This is a genomic window from Cohnella rhizosphaerae, assembly GCF_029525575.1.
Lineage (GTDB): Bacteria > Bacillota > Bacilli > Paenibacillales > Paenibacillaceae > Cohnella > Cohnella rhizosphaerae.
The window spans coordinates 53,122-68,424 of the sequence record NZ_JAPDIA010000001.1; the positions used below are offsets into that span (position 1 = coordinate 53,122).

Genomic DNA, 15,303 nt, shown 5'->3' on the forward strand with positions numbered 1-15,303 from the left:
ATTGCTCCTGGTCAGGACTTCTTTTTTTCAGGAGACTGTCGCGAGGTTTCGTTTATTTCCGGTTAAGACTTCCTTGTTAAGCAGGGTCGAGGCGTGAATAGAATTGATTCTGGTCAGGACTACTTTTGCGTGGAAGGTTGGCTCGGCGTAAGCGTTGTTTCCAATTGAGACTTCTCGAGCTGCCAAAAAAAAGCCCAGCAGGATAGGGTCGAAGCGGATCTTCCCGCTTCGACGCCGCATCTGGCGCTGGGCTTTTTTGGATTTGTTATGCCTGGGAGAGCAGCTCGCTGGCCGTCAAGAAGACGTATCCTTCCTTTTTCAGCGTCCTCACGAGCGCCCGCACCGCCTCGACCGTCTGCGAGCGGTCGCCGTAGCCGTCGTGGAAAACGAAGATGCTGCCCGGCTCCGCGACGGCGAGCGAGGCCTCCAGTATATGATCGGCCCCGGGCATCTCCCAATCCCGTGCCGCGCCGTTCACGCCGCCGATGACCGCATAGCCGAGCTCGCGCGCGATGCGTTCGACCATCGCGTCCGTCGCCAGATAGGGCGGTCGGAACGTCTCGGACCGCACGCCCACCGTCTCGCGGATCAAGTCGCCGGTACGGACAAGCTCCGCCCGGACGGCATCCTCGTCCAATTCTGTCAAATTCGGATGCGCATAGCTATGGTTGCCGATCTCATGACCGGTCTCGTGGACGAGCCTCGCCGTATCGGGATAACGCTCGATTTGCTCGCCGGTCATGTAGAACGTCGCCCGCCCACCCTCCTCGCGGAAAATCTCGAGTATTTGCGGCGTAAATTCGGGATTCGGACCGTCGTCGAAGGTGATGGCGACAGCCTTGACGGAAGTGGGGTGAATCGAGATCATCTCGGATGAAGGTGCGAATCGGTCTTCGGCTTGGTTCATTCGGACAACGTCTCCTTATGTACGAGAAAATAGTGTACCTATTCCACTTCAAACTTTAAACGACTTCTGAAGTTTTTTCACTCTTTTCCTGCTATCGGAGCGGCGATAAGCTACTGGGCACGATCTCGGCCGGAATGCTCGGATCGGGGACGGCGATAAGCGGCGATATACGCCGACATACGCCTTGCATCCGCCGTGTCGCGCTGCCGACTTGCGGCGGCGGCGCGGCGGAATGCGTTTAATCATAAGGGTGGCGCCTGAGCGCGAAACGACCGAGGAGCGAGACGACTCCGTAGAGCGCCATCGAGAGCGCCGCGAGCAGCGCGATGGCGACCATGACCATGTCCATCTGGAACACCTGACCGCCGTAAATGATCATATAGCCGAGCCCCGCTTTCGACGACAAAAATTCACCCATGATAACGCCGACGAGCGTGAGACCGACATTAACCTTCAGCGTCGCGACGAGATTCGGTACGCTCGCGGGCAACAGCACCATCCGCAGCGTCTGAAGCTTGGTCGCGCCGAACGACTCCATCAGCCTTAGCTTCGTCTGCCCGATCTCCTTGAAGCCCGACTCCAGCATCATGATCGTGACGATGACCGAGATGGCGATTGCCATGCCGTATACCGAGTAGCGGTCGCCAAGCCATATATAGAAGATCGGACCGAGCGCTACCTTGGGCAGCGCGTTCAGCACGACCATATAAGGTTCGAGCACCCTGGACGCGTACGAGGACCACCAGAGCGCCACCGCGATCGCCGTGCCGATCGCCATCGACAGCGTCAATCCGATGACGGTCTCCGACGTCGTCACCCAAGCATGGTGCCACAGCTTGCCTTCGAGCGCCAGGCTTTTGAATGAAGCTACCAGCTGCGAAGGGCGGCTCGTCAGCATGGCGTCGACCCATTTGCGATCTGCGGCCAGCTCCCAGACGCCGAGGAAAGCCGCGAGCAGCGCGAACCTGGCGAGCCAGACGGCCATTCGCAAGCGGCGCTGCGCGCGCAAATATTTTTTGTACGGAGCCGAGGCTGTCCCCATGGAAGCGGCAGTTGTCCCTGCCGCCCCTGCATGCCGCGCGTCTTTAACCGGGTTGGACGACATGACCTTCCAGCTCCCTCCAGATGGCATTGAAATACGAATGGTAGCGTGCGGCTTCGCGCTTTTTGAATGGAGACTGCCCATCGCCCTCATCGAAGCGAATGTCATGGACGCTGGCAATCGTACCCGGCCGCTTCGACAGGACCATCACGCGGTCGGCCATGCCGATCGCCTCGGAGATATCGTGCGTCACGAGCAAAGCCGTCTTGCCTTGATCCTTGATGATGCGATACACCTCGTCGGCAAGCGTCAAACGCGTCTGATAGTCGAGCGCCGAAAAGGGCTCGTCGAGCAGCAAAATGTCCGGCTCGGCTACAAGCGTCCGGATGAGCGCCACCCGCTGCCGCATGCCGCCGGACAGCTGAGCCGGATGGTGGCCCGCAAACCCGCCCAGACCGTAGCGCTCGAGCAGCTCGAGCGCTTTTCGCTTGGCCCTTTTCATATCCATGCGACGGATCTCCGCGCCGACGAGAAGGTTGTTCAGCAGGTCCCGCCATTCGAACAGATGGTCGTGCTGTAGCATGTAGCCCACTTTGGGGGAGACGCCGCGCACCTCCGCCCCGTCGATCAGCACCTTGCCCTTCGTCGGCTTTTGCATACCGGAAACGAGAGACAGCAAGGTGCTTTTCCCGCAGCCGCTCGGTCCGACGACGCTGATGAATTCCCCGCGCTCGATCGTAGCGTGAATGTCTCGAAGCGCCTCGGTCTCTTGCTTCGGCGTAAAGTAGCTTAGCCCGACGCCCTGCAGCTCGATTTGCGCCATCGGTTCATCCCGCCTCCCCGATCCGCTCGACGAAAGACATGTCGACGATCGCGCTCATATCGGCGATTTTATCCTCTGCCTTCAGCACGCCATTGTCGATCAGCACGCTTTGAAGCTTGTCGAACGCTTCGGGCGTCAGCGCCGGCGTGGCCGGCCACGTATCCTGGTTCTGATAGCGACGGACGGATTCGACGATCCTCTCCTTCGGCGTCCCTTCGAAATAAGGCGAGAGCGCCGTTGCGATCTCGTCGTCGGACGCGCTCGCCAGCCAACGGGTCGCCTTGGCGACGGCATTCGCGAAGCCTTGAACGATCTCCGGATTTTTGGCGATGTAGTCCGAAGTCGCGACGAACGACGTCTCGGGGGAAGTCGCCGAACGTCTCGCCGAGCGAAGCGGCGTAGTAGGCTTTGCCTTCCGCGATAAGCGTGGAAGCGACCGGCTCGAACAGCTGGATATAATCGCCCTGCCCGCTCGCGAATGCGCCTGCCATCGCCGGAGCCGCGATGTTCGTAACGACGTTCGTCCCTTCCGCGCCCTGGGCCTTGAGCGTCGAAGCCATCACCATCTGTGGCGCGCTGCCAGGCCGCCAGCCGATGATTTTTTTGCCTGCGAGCGCGTGCCAGTCGAAGGCGTCGACGGAAGAGCGGGACAGCAGGAACGAGCCGTCCTTCATCGTCAGCTGGTAGAAAACTTTCAGCTTTTTGTCGCCTTGCTGATTGTAGATATAGATGGCGGTCTCCGGTCCGACGAGCGAGATGTCAGCAGTCCCCGCGATGAGCGCCGCCGCGCCCTTGTCGGAGCCTTGGGCCGTGTTCATGTCCAGCTTCAGGCCTTCTTCCTCGAAATAACCTTGGGAGATCGCGGCATAGTAAGGCGCATAGAAGATCGAACGGATGACTTCGGAAAATTTGATCGTCACGATCTCCTTCGGCGCGACGGTCGCGCCTGGACTCGGCTCGGCGGCGGACGGCGATGGAGAAGCGGACGATCCGGCGCCTGTGCTCGGGCTCGCGGACGGCGCGTTCGCGCCGCCGCACGAGGCCGCGAATGCCAGCAGCAGCGCGGCGAGCAGCAGCAGGACGGGTCTTTTCAGCTTAAACATGGTGGTTAGCCTCCCTTTCATTTTGAAACGAGACGGGAATAACGCAATTTCGCGCTATTCCATGGGCAGCATGGCAGCGATGGAGCGGGCGTTGGTCACTCTTGGGCGGGATAGCGCAAGTTTGCGCTATTCCTTGAGCAGCATCGTGGCGGCAGAGCGAACGTACTCGCTCTTGGGCGAGAATAACGCAATTTCGCGCTATTCCATGGGCAATATGGCAGCGATGGAGCGGGCGTTGGTCACTCTTGGGCGGGAAAAGCGCAATTTTGCGCTATTCGTGTGGTGGCGAGCAGCCTCCTCCCCGGACGGTGCGAGCTTAGGTCAAGCTCCGTGCGCAGCATCGCATCGCCCGGATTCGCGAAGGAAATGCATTATATGCTAGGCGGGCTTTTCCCGCGCCCCGTCCAAGCCCGCCGAACCGGCCGATAGGCGATCGCAACGCGAATGGGATGGCGAAGACATAAAAAAAACGCCGATCAAGCGCATATTGAGACCATCATTCGATGATCGCCATATGCCTTGATCGGCGTTTAAATCCGCATTTAGATCGGCGCCTATCCCGGTTCGCCTTCCAAGCGCGACCGGATCGCCTCCTGCACGCCTTCCCAGTGCGCTTTCATTTCCACGCGGGCCGCCGGACCGGACAGCTTCTCTTGATGGATGCTGACCGTGGCGCCTTGCTTGGCAGGCAGCACGCGAATCTGAAGCGTCGAAGGCGCCTCCCAATCGCTTCTCATCCATTGCAGCCTCATGTGGGACAAGGGCTTGACGACCGTAAACCTTCCCGAGTCCCCTTCCCGCGTCGCGAAGTTCTCCCCCCTCGCGCACGAGCGCGCCATCGACTTCCCCGAGCCAAACGCGCATACCTTTGGCATCGGTCAAAAATCGCCAGGCCTCCTCCACCGTTACCGGCAGCGTCCTGCGCACGCCGATCTGGTAGCCCGCATCCTTCGTTTTGCCGACCGCGCTTGCCGCTTCGCCACTCGCCGTCTTGTCCATTTCCCCGTCGCTCCTCCACTCTGCATGTTGAGGCGTCAACGCCTTCGCGAACAGGTCCGCGCTCGATTCGACGACGTCCGTCATCGATACCTCGGACAGCGGATCGCCGCCGTACAATCGGGAGACGAACGCGCCGAAATGCGTCCACATAAATGTCATCGCCTGCATTCGCGTATCCGTCTCGACGAGCTTGCCCGCAAGCCGCATCTCGTTCAAGTAGCCGGTCAGCAGCTCGAGCAGCTTCTTCGGATGGCGCTGCGCTTTCTCCCGCACGCCGGCGAGCGCGTCGTCTTTGAGCACGATCCGGTACAGCTTGCGGTTGCGCGCCATGATCTCGTGATAGATACGACCGATCGACCTCAGATCCTTGCCGAGATCCCAGACGATTTTTTCCTCGAACGCGCTCGTCATCTCGTCGGCATAATGGTAACGCTCCACCGTCTGCTCTAGCAGCGACAGCTTCGTGCCGAAGCGCCGGAACAACGTCATCTCGCTCACGCCAGCCGCCGCCGCGATTTCCTTGGTCGATACGCCTTTGAAGCCTCTGTCGGCCATGAGGTCGATGGCGGCCTGCATCAGCTTTTCTCTGCTGTCGGTCTCGTCGTATGCGATAAGTCGGTCCTCCCCCTTTTCTAGATAGTTAGTGGTCACTAACATCCCTTTTCTTTTAAACTACCGCTTTTCCCCTTCTTTTTCAACCCCCACCATGGAACGCACGTTAAAAAGCACGCTTCCGGGAACGCGCTTATCGCGTTATCGCAGTTGGTCTTCATGCAGGCGCAAATCATCGTCCAGTTTCCCCGTTCGCGAAGGTTGACGGGAGAGCGGCGGTTCGCTAAACTTAAAATAGTTAAAAGGTATTAACTATTTATATATGAATCATTAAAAGAATTAAACTACATGAAAGAATCGAGGTGTTGAAGCTGGACAAACAGGAGACGCTGTCTACGCTGTTCGCGAATCAGATGCTGACCGTCGTCGCCAGCTACGCCAAGCTTCTGGAGAGCGAGATAACGGCGCCCCAGTACTACATGCTCCAGACGTTGGCCCGGGAGGACGGGATGACCGTATCGCAATTCGCGAGTCTGCTGGACGTGTCGCTCCCCGCCGTAACGAATCTAAGCAACAAGCTGGTGAGCAAAGGGTATGCCGAAAGGGAGATGTCCGAGGCGGACCGCAGGCAAGTACTGCTGAGGATCACCGATGCGGGCCGGGCGTTCGAGAAACGCATGCTGGACAAGTACAAGGAACTGACGAGCGGGATGTGGGACGGCTTTTCGGATACGGAAATGGATCTGCTGATCGAGGCATACCGCAAGATGTCGGCGCATTTGCAATCGAAAATATAACGGGAGGTTATCGATCATGGGAAGACTGGAAAACAAGGTCGCGATCATTACGGGAGCCGCGGGCGGCATGGGAAAAGCGGATGCGCTGCTGTTCGCGCAGGAAGGCGCGAAGGTCGCGATCACGGACCTTCAGGAGGAGAAGCTTCAGGAGGTCGTCAAGGAAATCGAAGCGGCAGGCGGCACCGCGCTCGGCTTCAAGCATAACGTCGCATCCGAGGAAGACTGGATCCGCATCGTGGCGGAGGTCGTCGAAGCCTTCGGCAAAATCGACATTCTGGTCAACAACGCGGGCATATCCAACGCGACGCCCTTCCTGGAGATGACGGCCGAGAGCTGGGACAAGACAATGTCGATCAACGTATCCAGCGTCTTTTACGGTCAGAAGCACGTCATCCCGCACATGATCGAAGCCGGCGGCGGCTCGATCGTCAACATCTCGTCGATCGCCGGCCTCACGGGCGGCAGCGGCACCGGTCCATACACCGCAAGCAAGGGCGCGGTGCGCATGCTTACCAAGGCGACTGCCGTCGACTACGCGCAGTTCGGCATCCGGGCGAACTCCGTGCATCCCGGCTATATCGAGACGCCGATGACCGCCGGCCTTTTCAACGACGACCGGATGACCCAATGGGCGCTCTCCCAGACGCCGCTCCGGCGGCTCGGCAAGCCCGAGGACATCGCGCGCGGCGTCCTGTTCCTGGCGTCGGACGAATCGTCGTATATTACCGGCGTCGAGCTGCCGATCGACGGCGGCTACTACGCCAAGTAAACCCGCTTTTAGCCCTTCCCGGGCAACGCGCGCTCCTGCGCCCGGGAAAGGCTTTTTAGCTTTGGGCCGGACCATCATGCGTCAAGAACGAATCATCCTTTCACCGCAGAATTGGTCAAGCCTTGAATGATGAAGCGCTGGCCGATGACGAACACCGCGATCATCGGGAGGATGCCGGCCGACGCCGCGGCCATCATGCCGTTGTAGTCGACCGTGTTTTCCAAAATGAAGTTTTGCAGGCCCAACGGGACCGTGTACAGCTTCTCGTCGATCAGGAACACGAGCGCGTTCTCGTAGTCGTTCCACTGCCAGGAAAAGTCGATGATCGCGAGCGTGGCGAGCGCGGGCTTGGCCAGCGGCAGGACGAGCCGGAAAAAGATGCGGAAGTGACCGGCCCCGTCGAGGAACGCCGATTCGGAAATCTCGTGCGGGATCGACAGGAAAAACTGACGCAGCATGAATACTCCGAAAATCGTGAACAAGCCCGGCAGGATAAGCGCCAGATGCGTATTGTAGATGCTGGCCCACTCGAACATGATGAACTTCGGCACGAACAGCACCTGCGGCGGCACCATCATCATCGACAGGTAGATCATGAACAGCGCGTTGCGTCCTTTAAATTCGATTCGCGCGAAGCCGTATGCCGCGAACGCCGACAGGAACGTCGCCCCGAGCATGCCGATGATCGAGATTTTGAGCGAGTTCAGGTAATACGTGCCGAAGCTCTTCGGACCGGTCCACACCTTGTGATGATGCGCCCACGTCGGATGCGAAGGAATCCATTCGATCGGATATTTGAATACTTCGGCCGGCGTCTTGAGCGACGTGCTGATCATCCACAGAAAAGGAACGATCATGACGATCGCCAATGCCAGCATAATGACCGTGACGAGCAGCCTGCCGGCCGCGCCGGACGTCAGACTTCTTTTAAGCTCCATCGTCGATGCCCTCCTTGGCCGCTTAGTAATGAACCCATCTTTTTTTGACCCAGCCACTGCAGAAGGGTGATGAGCAGGATGATCGCGAACAACGCCCAGGAGATCGTGGCGGCGTAGCCCATCTCGTAATAACGGAACGCGTTCTGGTACACGTAAAGCGACAGGATCGTCGTGCTGTTGCCCGGACCGCCCTGCGTCGTCGCCTGGATGATGCCGAACGTCTTGATCGTCATGATGAGTCCGGTGATCAGCAGCAGGAACGTCGTGGGGCTGACGAGCGGCCAGATGATTTTGCGCAAGATCTGCGTCGGCCTCGCGCCGTCGATCTTGGCGGCTTCGAGCAGTTCGGACGATACCTCCTGCAGCGCGGCCAGGTAGATGATCATGTTGTACCCGAGCAAAAACCATACCCAGATGATGTCGATCGCGTACATCGAGGAAGTCGTGGTCGACAACCAGCCCGGCGGATGCGCGATGCCGACGCTGCGCAGAAACCCGTTGATCGGCCCCTGCTTCGGCTGGAACAGCAGCATCCAGACGAACGCGACAGCCACCCCGCTTGTGATATAAGGCATGAAGTACAAGCCCCGCAGCAGCTTTTTCAAATAAATCTTCTGGTTCAAAATGACCGCGACGACAAAGCCGAGCCCGATCGATACCGGCACCGCGAGCAGAAAAATAACTGTGTTGCGCAGCGACAGATAGAAAAGATCGTCGTGGAGCATGCGCACGATATTGTCTGCGCCGACGAATTCGACGTTCGGGCTCATGAACTTGTAATTCGTGAACATGAGGCCGAAGGAATAGACGGCCGGGATCAGGAAAAACACCAGAACCCCAAGCATGCTGGGGCCGATGAACACGTAGCCGAGCAGACGCTGCCTTCTCATCCAGTTGTTGTACATGCGCATAAACCTCGCTTCTCGAATGAATAGCTTCAGTCTATCAATCGGGCGCCGATCCCATAAGGAACAAATCCACCGTTTTCATCGCACATATCCATGCAAAAAAAAGCCGCCCGGAGGCGGCTTCGCGAAGCGGAAACATCAAAATGTTCTATTGGCGCAACGCTTGAGGATGAGCGCCTCTTCAGCGGCGCGCCTGCACCGTCCGCGCATATTCCGAAGGAGACATGCCCGTCTCGTGGCGGAAGTGCCGGGAGAAGTTGTGCACGGTCGGATAATGCAGCATCGCGGCGATCTCCGTGAACGTATGCATTTGCTCGCGGATGATGGCCTTGGCGCGTTCGATCTTGAGCTGCCGGTAGTACCGCATAATGCTAAGTCCCTTGCACTTCTTGAATATAGCGAGCGCATGCGTCTTGCTCATATGAAAGTGGCGGCAGATCAGCTCGAGGCGTACTTGCCCTTCGACGTGCGCTTCGAGATAAGCGACCATCCGCGAAGCGAGATCCGTCTCGCTGCGGATCGTGACGGCGCTGGACAGCCGTTGCTCGCGCGCGGGTTCGCAGCCGGCCTGGTACAGGTCGATCAGCAGCAACTCCAGATAGAGTTTGATCGACTGCTCCGCGCCGAACGGCGCGTCGGGTCTGCGCAGCAGCGTATGGTCGAGCGGATCGTCGTAAGGCGGCCGGAAAGCGGCGAACCCGCTGCGGATCAGCTGCGCGAGCAGCTCCTTCTGCCGGTCGTTCAGCGTTAAGATCCGGTTGTTAAAATGAACGATGGCGGGCGAAGGACATTCGAACGAGACGATGATGACGTTTGGGGACCGGACGCCGTTCGCCCAGACGCCGTGGAACTCGCCCGGCTTGTGGAAAATAACGTCGCCCTGCCTCAGCAAGTAGCCTTCCGTATCCGCGAATACTTCAAGCTCCCCCTTTGTCCACGTAGACGAACTCCCAAAAATCGTGCTTCTCGCCCTCGAACTTGAAGTCCGGCGCGAATTCGAAGTAGTGGAAGGAAATGAGTCTGCGGACGGAAAGTTCGATCTGCAGTCGGGTCCGCGGATAAGCGATGGACTGCGCATGGACGCCCGCCTCGCCGGTTCCAAAGTTACCGCCAGATTCGACCGGGCCTTTTTCTTCCGCCGAGAGTTCCGTCTGCCCGCCTGCTGCCGATTCGGCGCCTTCCGTTCGCTTGTCCGCATGTTCAGCGGCTTCCATCCTCTCACCTCCGCGCTCCGGTATCGCTCTCATTTTCACCCATTATAGCATCCGTCGAGCAGAACGCGCAGTCCCGGCACAATTGCTACAAGCCGCGCTCTTTTTTGATAAATCGCCCGGCGCGCCTCGACGCTACAATAAAAGCGGATGGGATCGCGATCGCCACCTAAGCCATAAGGAGCTGAATAAATATGAACGTGCTGGCCGTGGGCTGCCACCCCGACGATCTGGAGATCGGTTGCGGCGGGACGCTTGCCAAGCTTGCCAAGCAGGGGCACCGCGTGACGATGGCGCATGTCGCGAACGGGAACAAAGGGCATCGAACGATACCGCCGGAAACGCTTCGCGATATTCGCAAGGAGGAAGCTCGCCAGTCAGGCGCGTTGATCGGCGCGGAGGTCGTAAGCCTGGACATCCCCGACCTGTCGGTAAAGGCCGACCAGGACGAATTGATCGCGGGACTCGTTAAACTTATTCGCCGCGTGCGCCCGGATTATATCATTACGCATCCGCCCGAGGATTATATGAAGGATCATATGGAAGTTTCGCGCGCCGTTTTCGATGCCAGCTTCGCCGCCTCCATCTCGCACTATGCGCCGGATTCCGAATTTCCTTTTCACGACAAAGTACCGCCGATCTACTATATGGACACGCTCGCCGGCGTCGGCTTCCTGCCCACGGAGTATGTCGACATCACCGGCGAGATCGAAGTGAAGATCGCCATGAACGACAGCCATCAGAGTCAGATCAAGTGGCTGTACGAGCATGACGGGATCGATTTTCTCGATTTCGTGCGGACCGTCTCCAAGTTCCGCGGCTTGCAGTGCGGCGCCGGTTATGCGGAGGGCTTCAAAGCCTGCCAGGCATGGCCGCGCATTCCGACGCAGCGGTTGCTGCCTTGATGACGGCAAGGAAGATGATTTGAAAATAAAAATCGCTTACGCATCATTACAAAGGAGCTGCTCGAATGGATCTCATGACGACGTTAAAAGGCTCGCTGCTGGAAAATTTCTATCCCGAAGGCTGGGATCTGGCCCGGATCGACGCTTGCTGCGCCCACGCCCCCGAGACGATCGGCGAGCGCCAGCCGTTCTGGCATCCGGCATTCGCGCCGGTGGGCTGCGCGGATGTCGGGGGAGCTCGACGTCAAGCTGGGTCATGCCATCGCCCTTGAAATTCGCACGGCGAAGGAGCAAGGCAGGCAGCTGGCGATGATTCTGCCTGCGGGCCCGATGGGCATGTACAAGTGGACCGCCTATTTCCTGCGGCAATGGGGCACGGACTGCGGACACCTTCATACGTTCAATATGGACGAATGGAGCGACGACGAAGGCCGGACGCTGCCGTCCGATAACCCCGGCTCGTTCCAATACGCGATGGAGCAGGCGCTCTTCCTCCCGCTCGGGGAGCTCGCCGTGCCGGAGAGCCAACGGAACTTCGCCACGGCCGACAACCTGCCGACTTATGCCGGCAAGATCGCCGCGCTCAAGGCGGACGGCGCCGAACTCATCACTGTCTTCGGCATCGGTCGCGCGATGCACATCGCCTTCTGGGAGCCGCATTTCGGCGGCGAATTCGCGGACGATGCGGCCTGGGCGGCCGAGACGCACCGCATTGCCGCGCAACTGCATCCGCTGACGATCGAGCAGAACGCCATCACCAGCTTCAAAAGCCGCACAACGCTCGTCCCGTGCCGCGCCAACACGATCGGCCCCGGCCTGTTCCTGCAGTCCGACCGCATTCTCGGCGGCTGCGACGGCGCCCTCGGCCGCGGCATGCAATGGCAGGGCCTCTCGCTGTGGACCACGCTTCGCCACGGCCCCGACCGCTGGCTGCCGTCCTCCTTTATGCCGACGCTGCCGGGCACGCTGTTCTACCTGGAGGAGCTGGCGGGACCGCTCGGCGCGGAGATTAACTGAATCGGCTCGCAAGCACTCTCAAATGAAAAAGGGACAAAGCAACGCTTCACGCTGCTTTGTCCCTTTTTGTCCTCTTAATCGTCGCTGCGGTGAAGCAGGAACCACGCCAGCGCGTCCTGCAGCATCGTTTCCGTGAATGCGTGGCCTACGCCTTCGTATTCGGTTACGACGAAGCGATCCGGGCATGCCGCGTACGCATCCGCCAGCGCCGTACGAAATCGTCGCGCGCCGTCCGGCGGCACATGCCCGTCCTCCGCGCCGTTCAAGAACCGGATCGCCGGCGCGTGCGCATACAGCGCGGCGTTCGTCAGCGGATTGCGCCGCCGGTAGCAATTCCAGGCATACGTGTCGGGTTCGCTCGGCGCCTCGTCCGAGCCGGGACGAAGCCAGTCCGGCGTTGAGATGCAAGCCGCCACCGCCCGGATGCGCCTGTCAAGGCCAGCCGCCGTCACCGCGATGTCGCCGCCCATCGAGATCCCGCCCGCCAGGACTGCGCCGTCCAGGCCGAACCGCTCGAACGCCCAGTCGATGACGCGCGGGTATTCTTCGGCCGTAAGGGCGATCATCGGCCAAAAATACCGCCTTTTGTTCGCGCCGAGTCTTTGCCGGAATAGTTCCGGCGTCTCGCGCATACGCTCCCCGTGCTCGTAGGGATCGTAGGAGACGGCCGTAAATCCTGCGTCCGCGAACCGTCGCAGATGCTCGCGCAGCGCGTCCTTGTTACCAGTCAGTCCCGGCAGCCAAACGACCAGATCCCGGCTTGCGCCGGACATCGGTCGCTCCCAGATCAGCGGGATATGATCCACGATCTCCGTGCCGCTTGTGGCCCCCCGATCTTCTTGCTTGTATTCGCCCATACCGTCTGCTCCCCCGATTCTTTATATGGATCGTTTTCGCGGCATATTAGCGGCTAACGACAGACCTGAGGCGAGTCGCCCGTCCGCGCGATTCTCTTCGCCGACATTAATCAGTTCCACCTTCATCGCGTATTTCCTCCTTTGCGACTTGCCTTCTCAGCGCCTGCGCAAGCTACTTCCTGCCAGGCGCTGACGCGCGTCGGACGGTCAGGCAACCTCAGTTACCAAACCTGCGATTCGGGGCCCCATCTTATGAAAGAAATAGCGCAATTTTGCGCTACTCTTGCGTATCCCGGGGTAGCGGCGGGCGAACGGAAAGTGACTATGCCAGGGAGTATAGCGCAATTTTGTACGCCTGTTGATTTACCAGTATCTAGGTCATGGTAGTGATAAATGGTGAGCCAAATAAACCACCCATTCGGGAGGCAAGGCAGCCAAGCTGATTAGTCGGTCAAACGCCGCAAAAGACAACCGTGCGCTGGGGTGAACCTGGCTATTTCCCTGCACATACACGTACTGGAGCAGCACGTATACGATCAATGCGGTATATAATTGTCCGTAAACGGCATTCGGTGTCCTTCCAAATAGTTTGGGCACATTCAAATGCTGTTTAATCCATCGAAAAAATACTTCGATTTGCCACCGTTGTCGGTAGATTTCTGCAATTTTCTCCGCCGAGGGACGGTGCAAGTTGGTCACGAGAACAACCGGGTTGCCTTGGGGATCCTTTAGCTTCACGACCCGAAATCGATGGCGGGTCAAGCGCGCCTTTGTTCCGAGTTGGCAGGTCAAATCTTGCTCAATCGTATGTTTGTAGGGACGTTTTCGATCGCGATAAACAGGCTCATGCAGGAACGTGTTGTATCTCACCCGGATGACAAAATACTGCCGTTGCTCCTGCTCCATGTAGGTATCAAATTGCTTATGCTTTCCGTATGCACGATCCGCAACCAGAATGAAATTCGAGTCCGTTACTACATGGCACAGGGTTGAGTCGTGCTGTTTCCCTGTCGATTCCGTTACACGATGGAGTTCGCCGGTCTCTGTCAATAAGGACACGTGCAGCTTAATGCCGCTCTTCTCTCCTTTGACCGATGGCGCCCAAGGCAGCCGATTTTGACCGGCAGAAATGGTTGTGGAATCGACTGCTAGCGGCTCTTTCGGAAGCCGAAGACGCCTGCGCGTAGAGCGATTGCATTTACGAATCAACAGATGCAGCAATTGTTTAAAGACGTTGAACGGAACCTCTTTCGCTTTTTTGGAGATTGTTGAGTGATCCGCCGGGCGCAGTCCACAGACGATCATTCGCTTTTCTCCGTCCCGATAGCCATCCCACTTCCCCAGCGCCGCTTCAGCAAGAAAGATAAAGAGCTCGTAAACTGTAAATTTCCTTGCTGTATCGACATAATTGGCTTCCTGTAACAAAGGTTGAAGCTCCTCGTTAGGAATCAGGGATTGAAGAATGGGAGCTAACATTGTACGATGTTTCATAAGACCGTCTCACCTTCCGTAGGGTTTGTAGGGGTACAAACACTTTACAGGAGTGAGCGGTCTTTTTGCTATTATTTTTTTGATAATCAACAGGCGTACAATTTTGCGCTATACTCGCGTATCCCGGTAGCGGCGGCGAGCGGGCAGAAGTCATGCGAGCCGTTCGCAATTCTCCGTCCATAAAGGCCTGGCAGCGTCGATTTATCGGGCATTATGGGGAGCGGCGTCCTGCCGTCTGCCGGCTCTCGGTCACGGCAGGCTCAACGTATACCCGTGACACAGCACCGTCTACAATTTCCAGCGCATTGAGCTGGTAGCCGTACGAGCATCCGCCGTCAATGCCGATCTTGTCGCCGCCGAACCAGACGTCCGGCTTGTTATGCAGCTCGATCGCCTTGGTATGACCGAAGATGACCGTCTTGCCTGCCGTCACCGGATGCTTGTAGAACGCCTCGCGGATAAAAAGATAATCCATGACGCTCTGCTGCCGCCAATTGCGGATATCCGGGTTTAGGCCGGCATGCACGTATATGAAGCCATCATCCTCGTAGTAATACTGCAGACGGTCCAGAAATCGAATATGCTCCGCGCAGCAGGACAGGATTCGCGCACGATATTCGGCGACCCGCTCAGGCACGATCTTCGACTTATAATTCGGGCCCAGATAACTGCCGATCGCCTCGGCGCCTCCTTTTTCGAAAAAATTGCGAAGCTCCTCGGGATGCGCCTTGCCCTGTATGACCCGGACGAATCGCCGGTCGTGATTGCCCTGCAGCGCGATCGCGCCCGACGCTTTGACCAGGCGCCGGACGAGGGCGACTGCCTGCCTGCTCCGAGGGCCGCGGTCCACATAATCGCCCAGCAGGACGAGCTGATCGCGATTCGCGTCGAAGCCGCATCTGTCCAGCAGCCGCTTCAACTGCTCCGCGCAGCCGTGAATGTCGCTGATCGCAAGCGTACGCGTCTTCTTCATGACCCCGCGCA

At 58.6% G+C, this 15,303-nt stretch carries 17 protein-coding genes; 5 read left to right on the plus strand and 12 right to left on the minus strand.

Going from position 1 to position 15,303, the window contains the following annotated elements; genetic code table 11:
- Positions 1-265 precede the first annotated feature (265 nt).
- From OMP40_RS00265 to OMP40_RS39615, 5 genes are all read right to left on the minus strand, one after another.
- Positions 266-907, minus strand: coding sequence for a polysaccharide deacetylase family protein (locus tag OMP40_RS00265; protein ID WP_277528210.1), 642 nt, complete (start codon positions 905-907; stop codon positions 266-268).
- Positions 908-1,145: 238 nt separating this feature from the next.
- The gene (locus OMP40_RS00270) at positions 1,146-2,012 is read right to left on the minus strand and encodes an ABC transporter permease (protein ID WP_277528211.1); all 867 of its coding nucleotides are present in this window, start codon (positions 2,010-2,012) and stop codon (positions 1,146-1,148) included.
- Positions 1,993-2,772 carry an ABC transporter ATP-binding protein gene (locus OMP40_RS00275; RefSeq protein WP_277528212.1) on the minus strand — a complete coding sequence of 260 codons (780 nt, stop codon included), beginning with the start codon at positions 2,770-2,772 and terminating at the stop codon, positions 1,993-1,995. The genes OMP40_RS00270 and OMP40_RS00275 overlap by 20 nt, the downstream gene beginning before the upstream one ends.
- 68 nt (positions 2,773-2,840) lie before the next feature.
- A complete protein-coding gene (locus tag OMP40_RS00280; RefSeq protein ID WP_277528213.1) occupies positions 2,841-3,875 on the minus strand; it encodes an ABC transporter substrate-binding protein in 1,035 nt (344 codons plus the stop codon).
- A 378-nt stretch (positions 3,876-4,253) separates the two neighbouring features.
- The gene (locus tag OMP40_RS39615; protein ID WP_338130985.1) at positions 4,254-5,525 is read right to left on the minus strand and encodes a TetR family transcriptional regulator; all 1,272 of its coding nucleotides are present in this window, start codon (positions 5,523-5,525) and stop codon (positions 4,254-4,256) included.
- Between the two features lie 266 nt (positions 5,526-5,791).
- On the opposite strand from OMP40_RS39615, the gene OMP40_RS00290 reads away from it, so the two are divergent.
- Together OMP40_RS00290 and OMP40_RS00295 are read left to right on the plus strand one after the other, a co-directional pair.
- Entirely contained in the window at positions 5,792-6,223 is a 432-nt protein-coding gene (locus OMP40_RS00290) for a MarR family transcriptional regulator (RefSeq protein WP_277528214.1), read from the plus strand.
- Between the two features lie 16 nt (positions 6,224-6,239).
- The gene (locus OMP40_RS00295) at positions 6,240-6,992 is read left to right on the plus strand and encodes an SDR family NAD(P)-dependent oxidoreductase (protein WP_277528215.1); all 753 of its coding nucleotides are present in this window, start codon (positions 6,240-6,242) and stop codon (positions 6,990-6,992) included.
- Positions 6,993-7,084: 92 nt separating this feature from the next.
- Here OMP40_RS00295 and OMP40_RS00300 read toward each other — a convergent pair whose 3' ends face one another.
- The 4 genes from OMP40_RS00300 to OMP40_RS00315 all read right to left on the minus strand — a co-directional run bounded on the left by OMP40_RS00300 (position 7,085) and on the right by OMP40_RS00315 (position 10,052).
- The gene (locus OMP40_RS00300) at positions 7,085-7,930 is read right to left on the minus strand and encodes a carbohydrate ABC transporter permease (RefSeq protein ID WP_277528216.1); all 846 of its coding nucleotides are present in this window, start codon (positions 7,928-7,930) and stop codon (positions 7,085-7,087) included.
- The gene (locus OMP40_RS00305; RefSeq protein WP_277528217.1) at positions 7,909-8,835 is read right to left on the minus strand and encodes a carbohydrate ABC transporter permease; all 927 of its coding nucleotides are present in this window, start codon (positions 8,833-8,835) and stop codon (positions 7,909-7,911) included. The genes OMP40_RS00300 and OMP40_RS00305 overlap by 22 nt, the downstream gene beginning before the upstream one ends.
- A 184-nt stretch (positions 8,836-9,019) precedes the next feature.
- Positions 9,020-9,730, minus strand: coding sequence for a helix-turn-helix transcriptional regulator (locus tag OMP40_RS00310; protein ID WP_277528218.1), 711 nt, complete (start codon positions 9,728-9,730; stop codon positions 9,020-9,022).
- 25 nt (positions 9,731-9,755) lie between these two features.
- Positions 9,756-10,052 carry a hypothetical protein gene (locus OMP40_RS00315; RefSeq protein ID WP_277528219.1) on the minus strand — a complete coding sequence of 99 codons (297 nt, stop codon included), beginning with the start codon at positions 10,050-10,052 and terminating at the stop codon, positions 9,756-9,758.
- A gap of 191 nt (positions 10,053-10,243) precedes the next feature.
- On the opposite strand from OMP40_RS00315, the gene OMP40_RS00320 reads away from it, so the two are divergent.
- The 3 genes from OMP40_RS00320 (at position 10,244) to OMP40_RS00330 (ending at position 11,971) form a co-directional block, all read left to right on the plus strand.
- Positions 10,244-10,954: a PIG-L deacetylase family protein gene (locus OMP40_RS00320; RefSeq protein ID WP_277528220.1), complete on the plus strand. Its 711-nt coding sequence runs from the start codon at positions 10,244-10,246 to the stop codon at positions 10,952-10,954.
- A gap of 65 nt (positions 10,955-11,019) precedes the next feature.
- Positions 11,020-11,226, plus strand: a complete 207-nt coding sequence (locus OMP40_RS00325; RefSeq protein ID WP_277528221.1) for a hypothetical protein — start codon at positions 11,020-11,022, stop codon at positions 11,224-11,226.
- Positions 11,180-11,971: a sugar phosphate isomerase family gene (locus tag OMP40_RS00330; RefSeq protein WP_277528222.1), complete on the plus strand. Its 792-nt coding sequence runs from the start codon at positions 11,180-11,182 to the stop codon at positions 11,969-11,971. Before OMP40_RS00325 ends, OMP40_RS00330 begins: the two co-directional genes overlap by 47 nt.
- 74 nt (positions 11,972-12,045) lie before the next feature.
- On the opposite strand, the gene OMP40_RS00335 is transcribed toward OMP40_RS00330, so the two are convergent.
- The 3 genes from OMP40_RS00335 to OMP40_RS00345 all read right to left on the minus strand — a co-directional run bounded on the left by OMP40_RS00335 (position 12,046) and on the right by OMP40_RS00345 (position 15,292).
- Positions 12,046-12,828 (minus strand): dienelactone hydrolase family protein, encoded by a 783-nt coding sequence (locus OMP40_RS00335; protein ID WP_277528223.1) that lies wholly within the window; start codon positions 12,826-12,828, stop codon positions 12,046-12,048.
- 378 nt (positions 12,829-13,206) lie between these two features.
- On the minus strand, positions 13,207-14,319 hold the full coding sequence (locus tag OMP40_RS00340) for an IS4 family transposase (RefSeq protein WP_277528224.1): 1,113 nt from the start codon (positions 14,317-14,319) through the stop codon (positions 13,207-13,209).
- A gap of 211 nt (positions 14,320-14,530) precedes the next feature.
- Complete coding sequence (locus OMP40_RS00345; protein ID WP_277528225.1) at positions 14,531-15,292, minus strand: metallophosphoesterase; 762 nt, start codon at positions 15,290-15,292, stop codon at positions 14,531-14,533.
- Positions 15,293-15,303 lie beyond the last annotated feature (11 nt).